This is a genomic window from Pseudomonas sp. 203-8 (assembly GCF_020708595.1).
GTDB classification, from domain to species: domain Bacteria; phylum Pseudomonadota; class Gammaproteobacteria; order Pseudomonadales; family Pseudomonadaceae; genus Pseudomonas; species Pseudomonas aeruginosa.
On record NZ_JAJFDF010000009.1, the window covers coordinates 348047 to 363821 of the forward strand.

The 15775-nt window shown below is 67.1% G+C and carries 15 protein-coding genes; 9 read left to right on the forward strand and 6 right to left on the reverse strand.

Going from position 1 to position 15775, the window contains the following annotated elements:
• The first annotated feature begins 20 nt into the window (after window positions 1-20).
• Window positions 21-2261: a siderophore enterobactin receptor PfeA gene (pfeA, locus tag LJF27_RS22495; RefSeq protein WP_003090548.1), complete on the forward strand. Its 2241-nt coding sequence runs from the start codon at window positions 21-23 to the stop codon at window positions 2259-2261.
• Window positions 2262-2280: 19 nt separating this feature from the next.
• On the forward strand, window positions 2281-3195 hold the full coding sequence (gene pfeE, locus LJF27_RS22500; protein WP_023116921.1) for a ferric enterobactin esterase PfeE: 915 nt from the start codon (window positions 2281-2283) through the stop codon (window positions 3193-3195).
• Window positions 3196-3353: 158 nt separating this feature from the next.
• Here pfeE and LJF27_RS22505 read toward each other — a convergent pair whose 3' ends face one another.
• Window positions 3354-4559 carry an NAD(P)/FAD-dependent oxidoreductase gene (locus LJF27_RS22505; protein ID WP_003122579.1) on the reverse strand — a complete coding sequence of 402 codons (1206 nt, stop codon included), beginning with the start codon at window positions 4557-4559 and terminating at the stop codon, window positions 3354-3356.
• A gap of 268 nt (window positions 4560-4827) precedes the next feature.
• On the opposite strand from LJF27_RS22505, the gene LJF27_RS22510 reads away from it, so the two are divergent.
• Both LJF27_RS22510 and LJF27_RS22515 read left to right on the forward strand, forming a co-directional pair.
• Window positions 4828-5352, forward strand: coding sequence for an RrF2 family transcriptional regulator (locus tag LJF27_RS22510; RefSeq protein WP_003090553.1), 525 nt, complete (start codon window positions 4828-4830; stop codon window positions 5350-5352).
• Between the two features lie 170 nt (window positions 5353-5522).
• On the forward strand, window positions 5523-6023 hold the full coding sequence (locus tag LJF27_RS22515) for an acyl-CoA thioesterase (RefSeq protein WP_003090555.1): 501 nt from the start codon (window positions 5523-5525) through the stop codon (window positions 6021-6023).
• 27 nt (window positions 6024-6050) lie between these two features.
• On the opposite strand, the gene LJF27_RS22520 is transcribed toward LJF27_RS22515, so the two are convergent.
• The 3 genes from LJF27_RS22520 to LJF27_RS22530 form a co-directional block, all read right to left on the reverse strand.
• On the reverse strand, window positions 6051-6377 hold the full coding sequence (locus LJF27_RS22520; RefSeq protein ID WP_003101499.1) for a thioredoxin family protein: 327 nt from the start codon (window positions 6375-6377) through the stop codon (window positions 6051-6053).
• A gap of 80 nt (window positions 6378-6457) precedes the next feature.
• Window positions 6458-7561, reverse strand: coding sequence for a DUF1615 domain-containing protein (locus LJF27_RS22525; RefSeq protein WP_003122578.1), 1104 nt, complete (start codon window positions 7559-7561; stop codon window positions 6458-6460).
• A gap of 113 nt (window positions 7562-7674) precedes the next feature.
• The gene (locus LJF27_RS22530) at window positions 7675-8454 is read right to left on the reverse strand and encodes an AraC family transcriptional regulator (protein WP_223290709.1); all 780 of its coding nucleotides are present in this window, start codon (window positions 8452-8454) and stop codon (window positions 7675-7677) included.
• Between LJF27_RS22530 and LJF27_RS30475 the strand changes: the two genes are divergently transcribed.
• Window positions 8347-8580: a hypothetical protein gene (locus tag LJF27_RS30475; protein ID WP_223290715.1), complete on the forward strand. Its 234-nt coding sequence runs from the start codon at window positions 8347-8349 to the stop codon at window positions 8578-8580. The genes LJF27_RS22530 and LJF27_RS30475 overlap by 108 nt on opposite strands.
• Window positions 8581-8737: 157 nt before the next feature.
• Here LJF27_RS30475 and LJF27_RS22540 read toward each other — a convergent pair whose 3' ends face one another.
• Both LJF27_RS22540 and LJF27_RS22545 read right to left on the reverse strand, forming a co-directional pair.
• Window positions 8738-9019 (reverse strand): XapX domain-containing protein, encoded by a 282-nt coding sequence (locus LJF27_RS22540; RefSeq protein WP_003101509.1) that lies wholly within the window; start codon window positions 9017-9019, stop codon window positions 8738-8740.
• Between the two features lie 56 nt (window positions 9020-9075).
• Window positions 9076-9756 carry a hydrolase gene (locus LJF27_RS22545; protein WP_003090561.1) on the reverse strand — a complete coding sequence of 227 codons (681 nt, stop codon included), beginning with the start codon at window positions 9754-9756 and terminating at the stop codon, window positions 9076-9078.
• A gap of 607 nt (window positions 9757-10363) precedes the next feature.
• Here LJF27_RS22545 and LJF27_RS22550 point away from each other — a divergent pair.
• The 4 genes from LJF27_RS22550 (at window position 10364) to tse2 (ending at window position 15773) form a co-directional block, all read left to right on the forward strand.
• Complete coding sequence (locus LJF27_RS22550) at window positions 10364-12202, forward strand: amidohydrolase (protein WP_003101513.1); 1839 nt, start codon at window positions 10364-10366, stop codon at window positions 12200-12202.
• Window positions 12203-12250: 48 nt separating this feature from the next.
• Window positions 12251-13558, forward strand: coding sequence for an OprD family porin (locus LJF27_RS22555; RefSeq protein ID WP_023116922.1), 1308 nt, complete (start codon window positions 12251-12253; stop codon window positions 13556-13558).
• A gap of 2 nt (window positions 13559-13560) precedes the next feature.
• Window positions 13561-15150, forward strand: a complete 1590-nt coding sequence (locus LJF27_RS22560; RefSeq protein ID WP_023116923.1) for an MFS transporter — start codon at window positions 13561-13563, stop codon at window positions 15148-15150.
• Window positions 15151-15296: 146 nt separating this feature from the next.
• A complete protein-coding gene (gene tse2 / locus LJF27_RS22565) occupies window positions 15297-15773 on the forward strand; it encodes a type VI secretion system effector Tse2 (RefSeq protein WP_003101516.1) in 477 nt (158 codons plus the stop codon).
• Window positions 15774-15775 lie beyond the last annotated feature (2 nt).

Consider the following 15775-nt stretch of genomic DNA (forward strand, 5'->3'; position numbering starts at 1 on the left):
GCATTGCCCGGAGATCACCGATGTCCTCACGCGCCCTTCCCGCCGTTCCCTTCCTGCTGCTGTCCAGTTGCCTGCTCGCCAACGCCGTACACGCCGCCGGCCAGGGCGACGGCTCCGTCATCGAGCTGGGCGAGCAGACCGTGGTCGCCACCGCCCAGGAGGAAACCAAGCAGGCGCCGGGGGTTTCCATCATCACCGCCGAGGACATCGCCAAGCGACCGCCGAGCAACGACCTGTCGCAGATCATCCGGACCATGCCGGGGGTCAACCTGACCGGCAACAGCTCCAGCGGCCAGCGTGGAAACAACCGGCAGATCGACATCCGCGGCATGGGCCCGGAGAACACCCTGATCCTGGTCGACGGCAAGCCGGTCAGCTCGCGCAACTCGGTGCGCTACGGCTGGCGCGGCGAGCGCGACAGCCGCGGCGACACCAACTGGGTGCCGGCCGACCAGGTCGAGCGCATCGAAGTGATCCGCGGCCCGGCGGCGGCGCGCTACGGCAACGGCGCGGCGGGCGGCGTGGTGAACATCATCACCAAGCAGGCCGGCGCGGAAACCCACGGTAATCTCAGCGTCTACAGCAATTTCCCGCAACACAAGGCCGAAGGCGCCAGCGAACGGATGAGCTTCGGTCTCAACGGGCCGCTCACGGAAAACCTCAGCTACCGCGTCTACGGCAACATCGCCAAGACCGACTCGGACGACTGGGACATCAACGCCGGCCACGAATCCAACCGCACCGGCAAGCAGGCCGGCACCCTCCCCGCCGGTCGCGAAGGCGTGCGCAACAAGGACATCGACGGGCTGCTCAGCTGGCGCCTGACGCCCGAGCAGACCCTCGAGTTCGAGGCCGGCTTCAGCCGCCAGGGCAACATCTACACCGGCGACACGCAGAACACCAACAGCAACAACTACGTGAAGCAGATGCTCGGCCACGAGACCAACCGCATGTACCGCGAGACCTACTCGGTCACCCATCGCGGCGAATGGGACTTCGGCAGCTCGCTGGCCTACCTGCAGTACGAGAAGACCCGCAACAGCCGGATCAACGAAGGCCTGGCCGGCGGCACCGAAGGTATCTTCGACCCCAACAACGCCGGCTTCTACACCGCCACCCTGCGCGACCTGACCGCCCACGGCGAGGTCAACCTGCCGCTGCACCTGGGCTACGAGCAGACCCTGACCCTCGGCAGCGAGTGGACCGAGCAGAAGCTCGACGACCCCAGCTCCAACACCCAGAACACCGAGGAAGGCGGCTCGATCCCCGGTCTCGCCGGAAAGAACCGCAGCAGCAGTTCCTCGGCGCGGATCTTCTCGCTGTTCGCCGAGGACAACATCGAGCTGATGCCCGGCACCATGCTCACCCCAGGCCTGCGCTGGGACCACCACGACATCGTCGGCGACAACTGGAGCCCATCGCTGAACCTGTCCCACGCGCTCACCGAGCGGGTCACCCTGAAGGCCGGTATCGCCCGCGCCTACAAGGCCCCCAACCTGTACCAGCTGAACCCCGACTACCTGCTCTACAGCCGTGGCCAGGGTTGCTACGGGCAAAGCACCAGTTGCTACCTGCGCGGCAACGACGGCCTCAAGGCCGAGACCAGCGTGAACAAGGAACTGGGCATCGAATACAGCCACGACGGCCTGGTAGCGGGGCTGACCTACTTCCGCAACGACTACAAGAACAAGATCGAATCCGGCCTGTCACCGGTCGACCACGCCAGCGGCGGCAAGGGCGACTACGCCAACGCGGCGATCTACCAGTGGGAGAACGTGCCCAAGGCGGTGGTCGAGGGCCTCGAAGGCACCCTGACCCTGCCCCTGGCCGACGGCCTGAAGTGGAGCAACAACTTCACCTACATGCTGCAATCGAAGAACAAGGAAACCGGCGACGTGCTCTCGGTGACGCCGCGCTACACCCTCAACTCGATGCTCGACTGGCAGGCCACCGACGACCTCTCGCTGCAAGCCACGGTCACCTGGTACGGCAAGCAGAAGCCGAAGAAATACGACTATCACGGCGACCGTGTCACCGGCAGCGCCAACGACCAGCTCTCGCCCTACGCCATCGCCGGCCTCGGCGGCACCTATCGGTTGAGCAAGAACCTGAGCCTCGGCGCCGGCGTCGACAACCTGTTCGACAAGCGCCTGTTCCGCGCCGGCAATGCCCAGGGCGTGGTCGGCATCGACGGGGCCGGCGCGGCGACCTACAACGAGCCCGGACGGACCTTCTATACCAGCCTGACCGCGTCGTTCTGAGCCATAACGAGAAAGCCTGATGAGAACCTCCCTGCTCGTCGCCGCCCTGGGCCTCGCCCTGGCGGCGGCCCTGCCCGGCGGCGCGCCGCTGGCGCAACCGGACCCCGAGGCGACCATGGACCGCAGCCTGCTGCAACGCCAGGACCTGCCCTATCGCTTCAGCGCCGTGGACCTGGATTCCGTCGATGGCCAGCGGCATTACCGGCTGTGGCTCGGCCGACCGCTGCAGGCACCGCCCGCCGCCGGCTACCCGGTGGTCTGGATGCTCGACGGCAACGCCGCCGTCGGCGCCCTCGACGAGTCAACCCTGAGACGCCTGGCCGACGGCGACGCACCGCTGCTGGTCGCCATCGGCTACCGCACGCCGCTGCGCATCGACCGCGCCGGGCGTACCTTCGACTACACCCCCGCGAGTCCCGGCCAGGCCGATCAGCGCGACCCGCTCAACGGCCTGCCCAGCGGTGGCGCCGACGCCTTCCTCGGCCTGCTGCGCGACGGCATGCGCCCGGCCGTGGCGGCGCAGGCGCCCCTGGACACTGCGCGACAAACCCTCTGGGGACACTCCTACGGCGGCTTGCTGGTGCTCCACGCACTGTTCACCCGTCCCGGCGAGTTCGCCCGCTACGCCGCGGCCAGCCCGTCGCTGTGGTGGCGCGACGGGGCGATCCTCGGCGAACGAGCGGGGCTCGAACAGCGCCTGCGCGGAAAGCGCGCGGAACTCCTGCTCTGGCGCGGCAGCGCCGAACCGGCCAGCCCGCGCGGCTCGCTGAAAGCCGAGCCGGGCCAGGCGATGGCGCGGCTGGTAGATGACCTGCGCCGGGTTGCCGGGCTCACGCTGGACTTCCAGCCGCTCGACGGCCTGGGTCATGGCGAAACGCTGGGGGCCTCGTTGCGCCTTCTGCTCGCCCGTCCGGCGGTGGAACGCCAGCGCTGAAGACGCACGCTCCCAAGAGAACCGAGGCAACGGCGGATAACCGCTTCGCGGTTATTCGCCCTACCGGAAGCCAGGCATCCGCGCGCCGCTGCATCCCTCTACGCTGCACGGCATCCTCTCCCGCCTGCGGGAGAGGGTTGGGGTGAGGGAAAATCGCCCTACGCTACCACCGGAATCAGCGGGTCGGCCGCCGCCAGCGCCACGGCGCGGTCCGCCGCCGGCGGGTAGATCCACACGCCATTGATCTCGGTCTTGATCTTCTTGCCCTCCTCGCGCACGAACCGTACCTGGCGGTCCCAGCCCTCGGTGAACACCGCGCCCCAGCCGCCGAGATCGAGACAGGTCACGTACTTCACCTGGCTGTAGGGAATCGGCTCGACGCCGAGCAGGTCGGCGGCCACGTTATTGCCGGCCGAGCGACCCAGGGCGATGGCGTGCTGGCAGGTCATCAGGGCATGGTTGCCGAGGTCGTCGGTAGCCGCGCGGGCCACGTCGCCGGTGGCGTAGACATCGTCGAGACCGAGCACCTTGAGGTTGCGGTCGACATGCAGGCGACCCTGGGCATCGCGCTCGCCCGGAATCTGCCCGGTCAGGGTGCTGGCCCGCACGCCCACGGTCCAGACCACGGTCTTCGCCTCGATCCGCTGGCCGTCGTCGAGCGTCACGCCCTCGGCATCCACCGCCGCCACCGAACGCCCCAGGCACCACTCCACGCCCAGTTCCGCCGAGGCCTCGGCGATCAAGCCGCTCAGGTCCGCGCCCATCGATGCGCCGATGGCGGCGCCGCGGTCGACCACGATCACTCGCAGCGCCGCTTTCTCGCCGAGGATCGCCCGCAGGCGCGCCGGCATCTCGGTGGCGGTCTCGATGCCGGTGAAGCCGCCGCCGGCGACCACCACGGTGTTGCGTGCCGGTGAATCCGGCAAGTCGCGCAGGGCATGCAGGTGTGCCTCTAGGCGCAGGGCGTCTTCCAACTGGTCGACATCGAAGGCAGCGTCGATGCCGACGACACTCGCCGGACGCCACACGCCGCTGCCGGCCGCCAGCACCAGGCGGTCGTAGTCCAGTTGCGCCAGCGTGCCCTCGGCATCGCGGTACTCCACCCACTTGCCGGCCACGTCGATGCGCTGCGCGCTGCCCTGCACGAAACGCACGCCGACCGCGGCGAACAATTCGCCCAGTGGCGCCGCCATGCGCTGCACGTCAGGCTCGTAGAAACGCGGGCGGATGCGCAGCTCGGGCTGCGGCGCGAGCACCGCGACCTCGACGTCGTCGCGGCCCTGGCGGTCGAGCTGGCGCACTGCGCTCAGCGCGCTCCACATGCCGGCGAATCCGGCACCGACGATCAGGATACGTTGTTTCATTGGGGGCTCCTGGAGGGAAAGGACGGGATATCCGGAGAAAAGCCTCTCCGCAACTACGACTATATTTGTCGTAGTTAAGAAGATCAATCCCCGAAAAGCGTTCCGACAGGCAATCGCCCCTCGCCGTGAAAGAGAGGAAAAGACGTCGAAAACATACGAAAAGGATCGGAGATAGAGCGCTTCGAGGCGGAAGACAGCGAACGACCTGTCCTTGTGAGCGACCTGAAAACCGCGCAGAATATTGCGAATATTTCTATCGGAGTTAGTGATGGCTCTCTATAGCGCCGGCGTCGAATACGGCATCCACTGCCTGTTGTTCCTCGCCGACGAGAAAGGCGACAGCCGCGAGTCCAGCGTACGCACCCTCGCCGAGTTGCAGGGCGTGCCGCCGGAACTGCTGGCCAAGGTCTTCACCCGCCTGGCCAAGGCCGGCCTGGTGGCTGCCACCGAAGGCGTGCGCGGTGGCTTCCGCCTGGCACGGCCGGCCAACGAAATCAGCGTGCTCGACGTGGTCCGCGCCATCGACGGCGACAAATCGATCTTCGAATGCCGCGAGGTCCGCGAGCGCTGCGCGATCTTCGAAGGCAACCCGCCTTCCTGGGCGACCCGCAACACCTGCTCGATCCACGCGGTGATGCTCACCGCGCAGAAGCGCATGGAAGAAGCGCTGGCCCAGCAGACCATCCTCGACCTGGTACGCCGGGTGGGGCGTATCGCGCCACCGGAGTTCGGCGAAGAAGTGCTGCGCTGGATGGATGCCAGCCGGGAAGGACGCGGCGGCTCCCGCGACTAGCCCTTGGCGCATACGGAGCGGCGCCGCAAGCCCGTTTCGCGGAAAACACCATTGTCGACTGCGGTGCTAATCGCGCCGGCGTTTCTCCCTACCCTATCGCCAGAGGCCGCCGCAGAGCGGCCGCCGGCCCACTGCAATGGCCCGTGACCAACTTGCGTGATAGGTGAACGATGGAACCTGGCAGCTACCAACTGACCATGAGCGTGCTCATGACCCCCGACAAGGCGAACTTCTCCGGCAACGTCCACGGCGGCGCGCTGCTCAAGCTCCTCGACGAAGTGGCCTTTGCCTGCGCCAAGCGCTACGCCGGACGCTACGTGGTGACCCTGTCGGTGGATCAGGTGATCTTCCGCGAGCCGATCCATGTCGGCGAACTGGTGACCTTCCTCGCCTCGGTGAACTACACCGGGCGCACTTCGATGGAGGTCGGGGTGAAGGTGATGACCGAGAACATCCACGAGCGCACCGTGCGCCATACCAACAGTTGCTTCTTCACCATGGTGGCGATGGACGACCAGCGCCGGCCGGTGGCGGTGCGTCCGCTGGAACCGGAGACCGCGATCGAGAAACGCCGCTACGCCCAGGCCCTGGCCCGGCGCGAGCAGCGCAAGCTGATGGAACTGCGCTACCAGGAGATCCGCGAACAGGTGGATCACGCGATGCCGGCCTGAACGCCGCCCGGCCCGCGGGCCGGGTCCTCAGCCCTCGCCGACCAGGCTCTCGAACGCTTCTTCCAGCACGCTGGCGCTGCCGGGGCGGACCACCCGCGCCACCTCCCGGCCGTCGCGAAGAAAGACGAAGGTCGGCCACAGCTTGACCTGGAACGAGCGCCCCAGGCGGCGCCCGGGACCGTCCTCGACCTTCAGGTGGCCGACCTCCGGATAGTCGCTGAATACTTCCGCCAGCAGCGGCTGGGCGGCCTGGCAATGGCCGCACCAGTCGGTACCGAACTCCACCAGCGTCGGACCGGCGAGCCGGTCCAGTTCGTCGCGCGCCGGTGCCTCGGCGCTGTATCGGGTCTTCATACGCTGCTTCTCCATGAGCTTGGCTGACAGGACGGCAGACTCCCGCGGCGGCGCCAGGTTCGACCCACGCGACGATGGACTCAGCGTTTCCGCACGCGCGCCATGCAGCGCTGGTAGCGTTCGTCGACGCGCTTGGCGAACCAGGCGGTGGTCAGCTTGCGGGTGATCTTCGGGCTCTCCAGGGTGATCCCCGGCAGCACGGCGCGGGGCAATGTCTTGCCGGTGGCGCTTTCGGCCAGGGCGAAGACCTTGCGGTACAGCGCGCTGTCGGCGAACTCCGGGCTGTCGCCCTGCTCCAGCGCCCGGCGGATCGCCGCGTCGCTCATGTCCAGGCGCTTGCCGAGGCTGCGCACGGCCAGTTCGGTGGAGCCCGGCGTGCGCGTGCCGTAGCGGATCAGATCGCCATCCAGCGCCAGCGGAATCCCCGAGACGCGACTCACCGCGCTCTGGAACGCGGCGTTGCGACTGGCATACCAGCCGGCGTTGAAGTCGGCGAAGCGGTACAGCGGCGCCGGGTAGTCCGCCGGATAGCCAAGCAGGTGGGCGATGCCGAAATACATGCCGCCGCGCCGGCTGAACACCTCGCGGCGGATGCTGCCGTCCAGCGGATAGGGATAGCCGTCCGCGTGCTGCTCGGCGAAAGCGATGCTGACCTGCATCGGCCCGCCGGTGTGTACCGGGTTGAAGCCGCCGAACAGCTTGCCGCCCATGGGCACGATGGCGATGAAATCGTCGAATGTCTCGCTCAGTTCCTTCTCCGTGCGCGCCGCGGCCAGGCGCTGGCTGTAGGTGCGGCCATCGGGCGACTTGATATTCAGCGCTGAGCTGACCAGGAACGCCGGCACGTGCAGCTTGCCGGCACGACGCTCGACCTCGCGGGTGGCGATCCTGCCCAGGCCGGCCACCGGCGGGTCGACCTGGTAGGTGGACTCCTGCTCGGTCACCGCCAGCACCGCACAGAGATTCTCGTCGCTGGGGTAGATCTGCTGGGCGGAAAAGGCCGCGTAGATATCGCTGGCCCACCCTTGGCGATCGCGCACCGTGGCCGGCATCAGGCGGACGATCTTCGCCCGTACTTCGTCGGGGTTGGGCGGCGGCGGCTCCGCCGACCGCGAACTGCACCCGGCCAGCGCCAGGAGCATGAGCAACCCCGTTACGCCGCGACCCTGGCGTACTGCTTTCATCTGCGATTCCCTGTTCCGTTGCGAAGTGGGCGGCCGGTGGCGACCGCCGAAGCCAGGGCATTCTAGCCGAGCATCCGGCGGCTTCCGTACCGTCCGTCACGCACGGTCGCGGTTCAGAGCGCTGCGTCGGTGCGCTGCCGCTTGACCCGACGCCAGGTCGAGGGCGAGGCGCCGGCCAGCCGGAGAAAGATCCGCGAGAAATGCGGCTGGTCGGAAAAGCCGCAGGCGACGCCGATCTGCGAAAGCGGTTCGTCGCTGCCCAGCATCAGCTCCTTGGCCCGGTCGACGCGCATGCGCATCAGCCATTCGTGGGGCGAAACACCGGTGCTGCACTTGAAGGCCTTGGTGAAATAGCTGCGCGAGAGCCCGCACTCCTCGGCCAGGCGCGCCACCGATACGCCCTCGGCCAGATGCCCGGCGATCAGCTCCTTGGCCCTGCGCAATTGCCAGGGCGCCAGGCCCTTGCCGGTGCAGACCGGGACCTGGGTCGAAGCGAAGCGATCCTGAACGTGGGTCAACAGCGCCAGCATGACCTGCTCGATGAACAGTTCGTTGCGCTCGCCCGCCCTGGCGAAGCTGGGCAGCAGCGCCAGCGCCAGGTGATAGACCACCGGATCGTCGACACCGATGATCCGCTCCGGCTCGGCGGACGCGCGTTGCCCTTCTTCGTAGAGAAACTCCTTTATCGAAGCGCGCGGCAACATGAAGCGGACATTGTCGTAAGTTGTCCGGTGCTGGCACTTTATTTCATCGCCAAGATAGGCGATGGAGATACTTTTCCGTGGATGTCCGCCATCGAAAACCAGTTTGTTTCCATTCCAGAGACGATGGGAATTGAAATCGCGCAACTGCACGATGACGGAAAACGAATCGGCACAAGGAATATGGATCACCTTGTCCGGATCGGGAGTCGCCTCACTATTGCGAATCAAGGCGTACCCTTCTCCCCTTATGATGTTCCCTGGCGTGGATTGGTCGCCCTTTGTTCTGTCTATGGCAACAGTCATGACTCCCCCTGATTCCATGCGCCTGATGATCTCGTGACACTTTTCTCTCGACGCGAAAAACGACGCACGAAAGCTCCCCCAGAGATTAATCCGAGGGAGCCGTTCCGGGGAAATCTAACCGACGAAGATAACTACCAGATTACTGCGCTGTTACTCGATGATATAACGCTCAACCCTTTTCCTTTTCCGACGGGCCAGCGGCCTGGTCGAGGCGATGCCGACCCGGTAGTTGCCCCAGCACATGGCCGACCGAACCCGCCTTGTCGCAGGCCGAGGCGAACGCGCAACCGCCGAGCAATTGCTTGCCGACCGGGATGACCTGCTCGCCGAGCAGGATGCCGAGCAACCCCACCAGCGCCACCAGCGGCGGAGCCGGCGAACGCACCTGCAGCAGGCTGTAGACGATCCCCACCAACAGTCCGGCGCCCAGCGACAATACGTAGAGCTTCATCTTCGTTCTCCTTCGCGGCCGTGCCGCCCGGCGGACCGGAGCGGCACGGCCGGCATTCACTTGGCCGGATTCGGGCCGATGCGTTCGCCGTGGGTCACCCGCTCGGGCGCCTTGTGCACCATGGTGTAGGCGTAGTCCACGCCCATGCCGTAGGCCCCGGAATGCTCCTTGGCGATGGCCATCACGGCGTCGTAGGTATCCCGGCGGGCCCAGTCGCGCTGCCACTCCAGCAGGACCTGCTGCCAGGTCACCGGTACCACGCCGGCCTGGACCATGCGGTCCATGGCGTACTTGTGGGCGTCGCTGGAGGTGCCGCCCGAGGCATCGGCCACCATGTAGATCTCGTAGCCGCCCTCGAGCATGGCGCAGAGGGCGAAGGTGGTGTTGCAGACCTCGGTCCACAGCCCGGCGACCACGACCTTCTTGCGGCCCGCGGCGGCCAGCGAGTCGCGCACGTTCTGGTCGTCCCAGGAGTTCATCGAGGTGCGTTCGAGGATCTTCTGCTCGGGGAACACCGCCAGCAGCTCCGGATAGGTCGGGCCGGAGAAGCTGTCGGTTTCCACCGTGGTGATGGTGACCGGGATGTCGAATACCTTCGCCGCCTTGGCCAGGCCCACTACGTTGTTCTTCAGCGTCTGGCGATCGATGGACTGTACGCCGAATGCCATCTGTGGCTGCTGGTCGATGAAGATGATCTGGCTGTTCTGCGGAGTTAGAACTTCGAGATAGTGGCTCATGATTGTTTCCTGACAACGAACGATGAATTCCAGCTGTTGCGCACAACAGCACGCAGGCCAACAGATAATTTCCCGTGGCCGGCCAGACTATGAAGCATGAATATTGGAAAAAACAAACTTTTCGAGAAAATAAATCACTGAACTGCGGCCCTGGATAAAGTTGAACGGCGATATTCAAAATATTCGACACATCCATACAAAAAGCGCACACAGAGACAATAAAAAAAGGATTACCAGCTAGCAGAATCGACAGTCCGCCCTATAAGAAAAAGCCCCCATGAAGTTCAGGACATGTCTCGCGCCTTACTTGCTATCGACCACCAGCAAGTTGCGCTTGCAGGAGGATGCGTCATTCGGGAAAACCGCTCTTTCGTCCCGTACGTTTCCCGCCGCACCTATCCTGTCCGGTGGCCTCTCTCGCCGCCGCCCTCGCTGACCGATTCCGCCCCGCTGCCAGGAGCACGCCATGAGCCACGATCCGCCGAGCAAGGACCGCCGCCATTTCCTCACTACCAGTTCGGTGCTGGGCGCCGCCGGAGTCCTGTGGTCCGCCCTGCCCTTCGCCAACGCCGCCAGCCTTTCTCCCGCAAGCAACCCAGGAGGTTCCATGACCGCCGACCTGATCCTGCACAACGGCCGCTTCCACACCGTGGACCGCGACAACCCCACCGCCACCGCCGTGGCGATCAAGGACGGCAAGTTCCTTGCCGTCGGCAACGACGCCGAGGCGATGCTCCATCGCGGCAGCGCCACCCAGGTGATCGACCTGCAGAAGCGCACCGTGATCCCCGGTCTCAACGACTCGCACCTGCACCTGATCCGCGGTGGCCTCAACTACAACCTGGAGCTGCGCTGGGAAGGCGTGCCCTCCCTGGCCGACGCCTTGCGCATGCTCAAGAACCAGGCCGAACGCACGCCCAGCCCCCAGTGGGTGCGGGTGGTCGGCGGCTGGAACGAGTTCCAGTTCGCCGAGAAGCGCATGCCGACCCTGGAGGAATTGAACAAGGCCGCGCCGGACACCCCGGTGTTCGTCCTCCACCTGTACGATCGCGCCCTGCTAAACCGCGCCGCCCTGCGCGTGGTCGGCTACACCAAGGACACGCCCAACCCGCCCGGCGGCGAGATCGTCCGCGACAGCAGCGGCGAACCCACCGGCATGCTGATCGCCCGGCCCAACGCGATGATTCTCTACGCCACCCTGGCCAAGGGACCGAAGCTGCCGCTGGAATACCAGGTCAACTCCACCCGCCAGTTCATGCGCGAACTCAACCGCCTCGGCCTGACCAGCGCGATCGACGCCGGCGGCGGCTTCCAGAACTACCCGGACGACTACCAGGTGATTCGCGAACTGGCCGACCAGGGCCAGCTCACCGTACGCATCGCCTACAACCTGTTCACCCAGAAACCGAAGGAAGAACTCGCCGACTTCAAGAACTGGACCGGCAGCGTCAAGTACGGCCAGGGCAGCGATTTCTTCCGCCATAACGGTGCCGGCGAGATGCTGGTGTTCTCCGCCGCCGACTTCGAGGACTTCCTCGAACCGCGCCCGGACCTGCCGCAGACCATGGAGCAGGAGCTGGAGCCGGTGGTCCGCCACCTGGTGGAGCAGCGCTGGCCGTTCCGCCTGCACGCCACCTACGACGAATCGATCTCGCGGATGCTCGACGTGTTCGAGAAGGTCGACCGCGACATTCCGTTCAACGGCCTGCCCTGGTTCTTCGACCACGCCGAGACCATCACCCCGCGCAACATCGAGCGGGTACGGGCACTCGGCGGCGGCATCGCGATCCAGGACCGCATGGCCTTCCAGGGCGAGTACTTCGTCGACCGCTACGGTGCCAAGGCCGCCGAGGCCACGCCGCCGATCCAGCGCATGCTCGCCGAGGGCGTGCCGGTGGGTGCCGGCACCGACGCCACCCGGGTCTCCAGCTACAACCCCTGGACCTCGCTGTACTGGCTGGTCAGCGGCCGCACCGTCGGCGGCATGGCCCTGTATCCGCAGGGCCTGCCGCGGGAAACCGCATTGCAGCTGTTCACCCACGGCAGCGCCTGGTTCTCCAGCGAGCAGGGCAAGAAAGGACAGATCAAGGTTGGCCAGCTCGCCGACCTGGCGGCGCTGTCGGCGGACTTCTTCGGCGTCGAGGAAGAGGCCATCAAGTGGATCGAGTCGGTGCTCACGGTGGTCGACGGCAAGGTCGTCTATGCCGCCGCCGAGTTCGACAAGCTCGGTCCGCCGGCGCCGCCGGTGCTGCCGGACTGGTCGCCGGTGGCCAAGGTACCCGGCCACTGGCGGCAAGGCGCGCCGCTGACCGCCCAGGTCCACCAGTGCGTCGGTGCCTGCGCGGTACACGCCCACGAGCACAACCGCGCGCGCCACTCCAACGTACCGGTGAGCGACTTCCAGGGTTTCTGGGGCGCATTCGGCTGTTCCTGCTTCGCTTTCTGACGTACCCGGGCGGGCCCTTCGCGGCCCGCCTCGCCCGGAGTTTTCCCGATGATCCGCGTTCGACCGGTCGGCCGCCTGGCCCTTTTCCTGGCGCTGGGCGGCACCTCGCCGTGCCACGCCGCGACACAGGAAGCCAAGGCACCCGACTACCTGGAGTGGCGCCTGCTCAACCGCAACTACTTCCTCTACAACGACTATCGCCGCGCGGACGCCGGGCGCGGCTACCGCAAGGAATGGGCACACGGCCTGATCGCCGACCTGGAGTCGGCCTATACTCCCGGCCGCGTCGGTTTCGGCCTCGATCTCCACGGCTTCGCCGGCTTCAAGCTCGACGGCGGACGTGGCCATGCCGGCACCGGCCTGTTGCCGCTGGACTCATCCGGCGATAACGCCAGCGAGTATTCCGACGCCGGCGCCGCACTCAAGCTGCGGCTCGGCGAGAGCCTGCTCAAGGTCGGCGAGATGACCGTCGAGACCCCGGTCTTCGATACCAGCGACAAGCGCCTGCAACCCCAGTACGCCAGGGGCTTCTTCCTGCAGAGCGACGACCTCGACCGCGTGCGGATCCAGGCCGGGCGCTTCACCGCCTTCAAGGAACAGGCCTCCAGCTCCGGCCATGGCGACTTCGACGGCTACGGCGCGAGCACCGCCGGCAGCGCCATCGGCTTCGCCGGCGCCAGCCTGGCGGCCAGCGACAACCTGAGCGGCTCGCTGTTCGCCGCGCAACTGGACAACGTCTGGCGCCAGGTCTATCTCAACATGAACCTGCAACGTGCCGCGTTCAGCCTGGATGGCAACCTCTATCGCACGCGCGACCAGGGCCGCAGCCGGGCCGGCGCGATCGACACCCTGGCCTACAGCCTGCAACTGAAGTACCGCGTCGGCGCGCAGGGTTTCTCCCTGGCCTACCAGCGTGTCCATGGGGATACGCCGTTCGACTTCGTCGGAGGTGACTCCATCTACCTCGCCAACTCGATCAAGTACGCCGATTTCAACGGTCCGGGCGAACGCTCCTGGCAGGCCCGCTACGACCTCGACCTGGCCCCGTTCGGCCTGCCGGGGCTGAGCTTCATGGCGCGTTACGTCAGCGGCCGCGCCATCGACGGCAGCCATGCGCCGGCCGGCGGCGCCTACAACCCGCTGGGCGCCGATGGCCGCTACCGGCCCTTGCAGGGCAGCGGCGGCAAGCACTGGGAGCGCGACCTCGACCTGCGCTACCTGTTCGCCTCGGGCCCGCTCAAGGACCTCTCGCTGAACGTCTCGCACCTCAGCCACCGGGCCAACGCGGCCCAGGCCGGTGACGACATCGACCGCCTCTACCTGATCGTCGAATACCCACTCAAAGGCTCGCTCTGACCATGACCGCACCCGCCGCCTCACCCTGGAGTCCCCTGCGCCAAGCCACCTTCCGCTGGCTATGGCTGGCCAGCATCGCCTCGAACATCGGCACCTGGATGCACGAGGTGGGCGCCGGCTGGCTGATGACCTCGCTCTCCGCCAGCCCGCTGAACGTGGCCCTGGTGCAGGTCGCCGGATCGCTGCCGATGTTCTTCCTGGCCCTGCCGGCCGGCGCCCTCGCCGATATCGTCGACAAGCGCCGCTACCTGCTCGGCGTGCAATTGTGGATGGCCTTGGTGGCCACCCTGCTGGCCAGCCTCACCCTGCTCCAGTTGACCAGCGTCTGGCTGCTGCTCGGCCTGACCCTGTGCATGGGCATCGGCACCGCGCTGATGATGCCGGCCTGGAGCGCCACCACTCCGGAACTGGTGGGCAAGGACGAACTGCCGGCGGCGGTGGCGCTGTCCAGTGTCGGGGTCAACCTGGCGCGGGCGGTCGGACCGGCCATCGCCGGGGTGCTGGTGAGCCTGGTCGGCCCCTGGCTGACCTTCGCCCTCAACGCCCTCTCCTTCTTCGCGGTGATCGCCGTGCTGCTGGCCTGGAAACGCGAGGCCGTGCCCTCGGTGCTGCCGGCGGAACGCCTGTTCGGCGCCCTGCGCGCCGGCTGGCGCTACAGCCGCAGCTCGAGGCCACTGCAATCGGTGCTGGTGCGTGCGGTGGCGTTCTTCCTCGGCGCCAGCGCCGGCATGTCGCTGCTGCCCCTGATCGTGCGCGGCGAACTGCATGGCAACGCCATGGACTTCGGCCTGCTGCTGGGCAGCGTCGGCGTCGGCGCGGTGCTCGGCGCCGCGTTCCTGCCGCGCCTGCGCGAACGCCTCGGCAGCGACCGCCTGGTGCTGCTCTCCAGCGTGCTCTACGCACTGGTGCTGGTGGCCCTGGCGCTGCTGCGCAACCTCTATTTGCTGGTGCCGGTGATGCTGCTCAGCGGCGCGGCATGGATCGCCGTGCTCTCCAGCCTGCAGGTCGCCGCGCAGACCTCCGTGCCGGCCTGGGTCCGCGCCCGCGCGCTGGCGGTCTACATCCTGGTGTTCTTCGGCAGCATGGCCGCCGGCGGCGCCCTGTGGGGTCTGGTCGCCAGCCACCTGTCGATCACCTTCGCCCTGCTCTGCGCCAGCGCCGCGCTGCTGCTCGGCCTGTTCGCGTCGCTGCGCTGCCGGCTGCCGGTCACCGAGGCCGAGGACCTCGCGCCGTCGCTGCACTGGCCGTCACCACTGGTCGACGAAGAGGTGGACCAGGAACGCGGCCCGGTGATGGTCACCCTCGAGTACGACATCGACCCACAGGACGCCGCGGCATTCCAGGCGGCGATGGTCGAGGTGCGCGCCATGCGTCGGCGCAACGGCGCGGTGTCCTGGGGGCTGGTCCAGGACAGCGGCAACCGTCGCCTGTGGCTGGAGTTCTTCATCGACGAATCCTGGCTGGAGCACCTGCGCCACCACCAGCGGGTGACCCGCGGCGAGTTGCGGGTCGAGGCCGCCGCCCGGCGCTTCCAGAGCGCCGGCGTGGAGGTGCGCATCCGCCATTACCTGCACGGCGCGGCCAGGCCTTGAGCCTCCCGGGCGACGGTCGTCGCCTGCCCCTGGCGGATCCGCCCACGGCTGTTATCCTGCTCGCCGATGGCGCCACAAGGACGGTGGCCGGTAGCGATGCCGCGCACCCGCGGCGCCGCGAACGCAACCCACAGGGAAGTCCACGCATGTCCTACGACTACGAGAAAACCAGCCTCACCCTCTACCGGGCGGTATTCAAGGCCAACTACGACGGCGACGTCGGTCGCTACCTGCATCCCGACAAGGAACTCGCCGAGGCTGCGGAAGTCGCCCCGCTGCTGCATCCGACCTTCGACAGCCCCAACACCCCTGGCGTCCCCGCCCGCGCGCCGGACATCGTCGCCGGCCGCGACGGCCTCTACGCCCCGGACACCGGCGGCACCTCGGTGTTCGACCGCGCCGGCGTGCTGCGCCGCGCCGACGGCGACTTCGTGATACCCGACGGCACCGACATCCCGCCGGACCTTAAGGTGAAGCAGGACAGCTACAACAAGCGCCTGCAAGCCACCCACTACACCATCATGCCGGCCAAGCCGATGTACCGGGAGGTCCTCATGGGCCAACTGGACAACTTCGTGCGCAACGCCATCCGCCGCCAATGGGAAAAAGCCCGCGGGCTCTAGGA